Annotated in this window: 3 protein-coding genes and 5 pseudogenes; 4 read left to right on the forward strand and 4 right to left on the reverse strand. The window is 63.0% G+C overall.

Features of this window, described 5'->3' with window-relative positions:
- Both NKI54_RS36010 and NKI54_RS36015 read right to left on the reverse strand, forming a co-directional pair.
- Nucleotides 1-212, reverse strand: a 212-nt coding sequence (locus tag NKI54_RS36010) for a hypothetical protein (protein ID WP_352694589.1), incomplete at its 3' end; no start/stop codon positions are given.
- A gap of 170 nt (nucleotides 213-382) precedes the next feature.
- A pseudogene (locus NKI54_RS36015) lies at nucleotides 383-499 on the reverse strand (integrase core domain-containing protein); the annotation flags it as partial.
- A gap of 246 nt (nucleotides 500-745) precedes the next feature.
- Between NKI54_RS36015 and NKI54_RS36020 the strand changes: the two are divergent.
- Nucleotides 746-1,362: pseudogene (locus tag NKI54_RS36020) on the forward strand (IS110 family transposase); the annotation flags it as partial.
- A gap of 51 nt (nucleotides 1,363-1,413) precedes the next feature.
- Here NKI54_RS36020 and NKI54_RS36025 read toward each other — a convergent pair.
- Nucleotides 1,414-1,584: pseudogene (locus NKI54_RS36025) on the reverse strand (transposase); the annotation flags it as partial.
- 126 nt (nucleotides 1,585-1,710) lie between these two features.
- Here NKI54_RS36025 and NKI54_RS36030 point away from each other — a divergent pair.
- Nucleotides 1,711-2,624, forward strand: a pseudogene (locus tag NKI54_RS36030) (IS3 family transposase); the annotation flags it as partial.
- A gap of 83 nt (nucleotides 2,625-2,707) precedes the next feature.
- Here NKI54_RS36030 and NKI54_RS36035 read toward each other — a convergent pair.
- A pseudogene (locus tag NKI54_RS36035) lies at nucleotides 2,708-3,216 on the reverse strand (transposase); the annotation flags it as partial.
- On the opposite strand from NKI54_RS36035, the gene NKI54_RS36040 reads away from it, so the two are divergent.
- On the forward strand, nucleotides 3,158-3,373 hold the full coding sequence (locus NKI54_RS36040) for a hypothetical protein (RefSeq protein ID WP_352694591.1): 216 nt from the start codon (nucleotides 3,158-3,160) through the stop codon (nucleotides 3,371-3,373). The pseudogene NKI54_RS36035 and the gene NKI54_RS36040 sit on opposite strands and share 59 nt — an antisense overlap.
- The coding region (gene tnpB / locus NKI54_RS36045; RefSeq protein ID WP_352694593.1) for an IS66 family insertion sequence element accessory protein TnpB at nucleotides 3,370-3,583 on the forward strand (214 nt) is incomplete at its 3' end. The genes NKI54_RS36040 and tnpB, both read left to right, overlap by 4 nt.

Genomic DNA, 3,583 nt, shown 5'->3' on the forward strand with positions numbered 1-3,583 from the left:
TCAACCGCAATGGACTGGTGACCGGCCACGGCAATCGATGGACCCGCGAACGGGTCACCGCGCACAGGTCGCATCATAAGATCCCTGTCTTCCGGCCAGCGGCGGACGGCAAAGAGCCATGGCTTAACCTGAACAAGGCGGCGCGCCTTCTCGGCGTTGCACCGAAGACCCTCAGGCTCGCCGCCGAGGCGGGCGAGATCGAAGGCGTTCATCCTCTGCCGGATGGTCCATGGGTCTTCAGCCGATCAACGCTTGGCGAACCTGCGGCACAGCGCATCGTTCATCGCGCGCGGCAAAACCCAAAATACCCCACGGGATCGCATCCAGATCAGCAAAACCTATTCACTTCAACGACATAGACAGATGGGTGTTATGAAACAGGATTGTAGTCGGCGCGCCACAGGGCGATGGCTACGCGCGCCTGAGCCAGCGAGGTGAACAGCGTCTCGTTGAGCAGTTCATCGCGCAGTCAGCCGTTGAAGCTCTCGATGAAGCCATTATCCGGCATGTTGTTCTCGGTGCCATCGTTTGTTCGGTCGTCAGCTTTCGTTAAGCTTGGCGCATCCGGGCCACGGGGCACCGGGAGCACGCAAGTGCGGGCAGGCCGTCGTATGCAGATGAACTGCGAGTTCGCGCACATTATCTGGCCGCCCCTACGACTCGCCCGGATGCGCTGCGAGCGCGGATCCGTATTTGTCGTGTTGCCCGCTGGGCTCCCTGTTCGTGACCAACGTTGGAGGGAACCGTGCGTATTATCGGCATGGACATACACCGCGTAGCCGCCGAGGTCGTGTCGTTGTTTGATGGCGAGATCGTCAAGCTCGGCCGCGTTCAAATGCTGCGCGATAAGCTCGAGGAGTTCGCCAGGAAGGAACTCGCCCACGATGATCATGTGGTGGTCGAGGCGACCGGCAATGCCGCGGCCGTCGCTGAAGTGCTGTCGCCGTATGTGGATCGGATCGTGATCGCCAATCCCAAGCAGGTGCACATGATCGCGCAAGCGAAGGTGAAGACCGACATGATCGACGCCACTGTCCTTGCGAAGCTTTATGCCTCGGGCTTTCTGCCGGAGGTCTGGGTCCCAGACCCTTAGACGCTTGCGCTTCGAAGACAGGTCACCAGGCGCACACAGCTGGTTCGCCAGCGTTCGCGGCTGAAGAACCTGATCCAGTCAATCCTTCCACGCCCACCTGATCCCGCCGTGTCCGCATGGGAACCTCGTCGGGATCAGCGGGCGCAAATGGCTGGCGAGGCAAATACTGCCTGCCGATGAAGCGCGCCGCCATCGAGCGCCACCTCGGCTTGATTAACCAGGTCAACGAGGCGTTGACGGTGGTCGAGGCGGATATCGCGGTGCATGCCCTTCAGAACCCGACTCCGCCCGCCTAATTCGGCAAAGCCCGTCTCGCGGGCTCTCACCGTGCGGCGCCACTTATAGATCAGGCTGGTTGCGACATCGTACTGACGCGCTACCGCCGCCACTATGGCCCCGGGCGCGAATGCCGCGGCCAGGATCCGGCACTGATCCTCTTCACGCCAACGACGACGACGCTCCGGTCCGGTCAATAACGTCACATGGCTCATGCTGTGCTGCTAACTACGCTCGAAAGGACGACCTTAAGAGCGCAGCTTCGCTACCGGGCCATGCTCCCGCAAGGCGGCCCTCGCCGGAGGCGTACGTTCGTTCTGGCCCATCGAGAGGACCAAGAGATGAAACGTAGCCGCTTCGCTGAAGAGCAGATCATCGGAATTTTGAAGGAACACGAGGCCGGGGTATCGGTTGCCGATCTGTGCCGCAAGCACGGGGTCAGCGACGCCTCGATCTACAACTGGAAGGCCCGCTTCGGCGGGATGGATGTGTCCGAGGCTCGGCGGCTGAAGGCGCTGGAGGACGAGAACACGCGGCTGAAGCGGCTTCTGGCCGACGCCATGCTCGACAATGCCGCGTTGAAGGATCTTGTGGGAAAGAAATGGTGACGCCCGCGGCCAAGCGGAAAGCTGTCGCCCGCCTGAAGGAAGGCTTCGGGATGAGCGAACGGCGGGCGTGTAAAGCCATCGGCTGTTGCCGCATGACGGTTCGCTACGAGACCAGCAGGCCGGACGACCGCGAGGTTCGCGAGCGGATGAAGGCGATCGCGCAGGAGCGACGCCGGTTCGGCTACCGGCGTCTTCTCGTGATGCTGAGGCGGGAGGGCCTGGTCGTGAACCACAAGAAGCTGTTCCGGCTCTATCGGGAGGAGAAGCTCGCCGTTCGCCGCCGTGGCGGCCGCAAACGGGCGATCGGGACCAGGGCGCCGATGCTGGTGCCGCTGAGGCCCGACGAGCGCTGGTCGCTCGACTTCGTATCGGACCAGCTCACCGACGGGCGCCGCTTCCGCATCCTGGCCGTCGTCGACGACTGCACGAGAGAGTGCCTGGCACTCATCGTTGATACGTCTCTCTCGGGCATGCGGGTTGCCCGAGAATTGGACCGGCTCATCACCGAGCGCGGCCGGCCGAGGATGATCGTCAGCGACAATGGCAGCGAGTTCACCTCGAACGCCATCCTCTCCTGGGCGGATCAGAACCGCGTCGAATGGCATTACATTGCGCCCGGCAAGCCGATGCAGACGGATGTTGTAGAATAGCCCCTTCTTCTCATTCGGCGGCTTTTTCCACAGCCTTCTGCCTTTCCGGCCTCGTTCGCCATCGGGAAGTTCTCTGCTGCATAGGCAGCTTCTGCCTTTTCGACTCGGGATCGTTCTTCGGCGCGCTTGGCCGGGATGTTGTGGTCGAAGGCGGTGCCGCGCCTGGCATGGCTCGTAGGGAGGCCGGCACGCAGCTCGACCGATCTGAACTTGCGGGCGAGTAAGGCCGGCCGGGCCCAGATGTAGTCGGCATTTTGCTCAGCATGTGCCAGATGATCTTCGCAAGCTTGCGCGCGGTGGCGACGGCCGCGATATGCTTCCCGCGACGCGAGGCGATCCGCTTGTAGAAGGCGCGCAGAGGACCCGGTGAGCGGGCAGCCGCCCATGCCGCCTCGACCAGCATTCCCCGTGCGTGCCCTCGGCCCTGCTTCGTTATGCGTCCATGATAGGCCGGTCCCTCACCGGACTGCCACACGCTGGGATTGAGGCCAAGATAGGCGACAAGCCTCTGTGGATCGCTGAAGCGACGAATGTCGCCGATTGCCGCGGCAACGCTCGCAGCCACGGTGACGTCGAGCCCGGGCAACGTTGTCGTGGTTCCCGATAAGCCTTTCGCCGCTTCGGTGCCGGCGGCGCCACCAGCGGTGATCGAGCTGGAGATCGCCGGCAAGGTGCGGCTGCGGATACCGCTGACCACGCCGCCGACACTGGCGGCGGCGATGGTGAAGGCGCTGGGCGTTTCATGATCCCGGTTCCGAGCCAGGTGCGGATCTGGTTGGCGGTTGGCCGGACCGATATGCGTCGCGGAATGCAAGGCCTCGCTCTGCAGGTTCAGGAGACGTTGGGCCGGGATCCGCATGCCGGCGATCTTTATGTCTTCCGCGGCCGCAACGGCAACCTGATCAAGATTATCTGGCATGATGGGCTCGGCATGTCGCTATATGCAAAACGGCTCG

This window comes from Mesorhizobium sp. M0663, from assembly GCF_040320585.1.
Lineage (GTDB): Bacteria > Pseudomonadota > Alphaproteobacteria > Rhizobiales > Rhizobiaceae > Mesorhizobium.

Coding starts and splice junctions, on each gene's coding strand:
- NKI54_RS36040 (WP_352694591.1), top strand. CDS start 3,158: ATGTCGCCGATTGCCGCGGCAACGCTCGCAGCCACGGTGACGTCGAGC.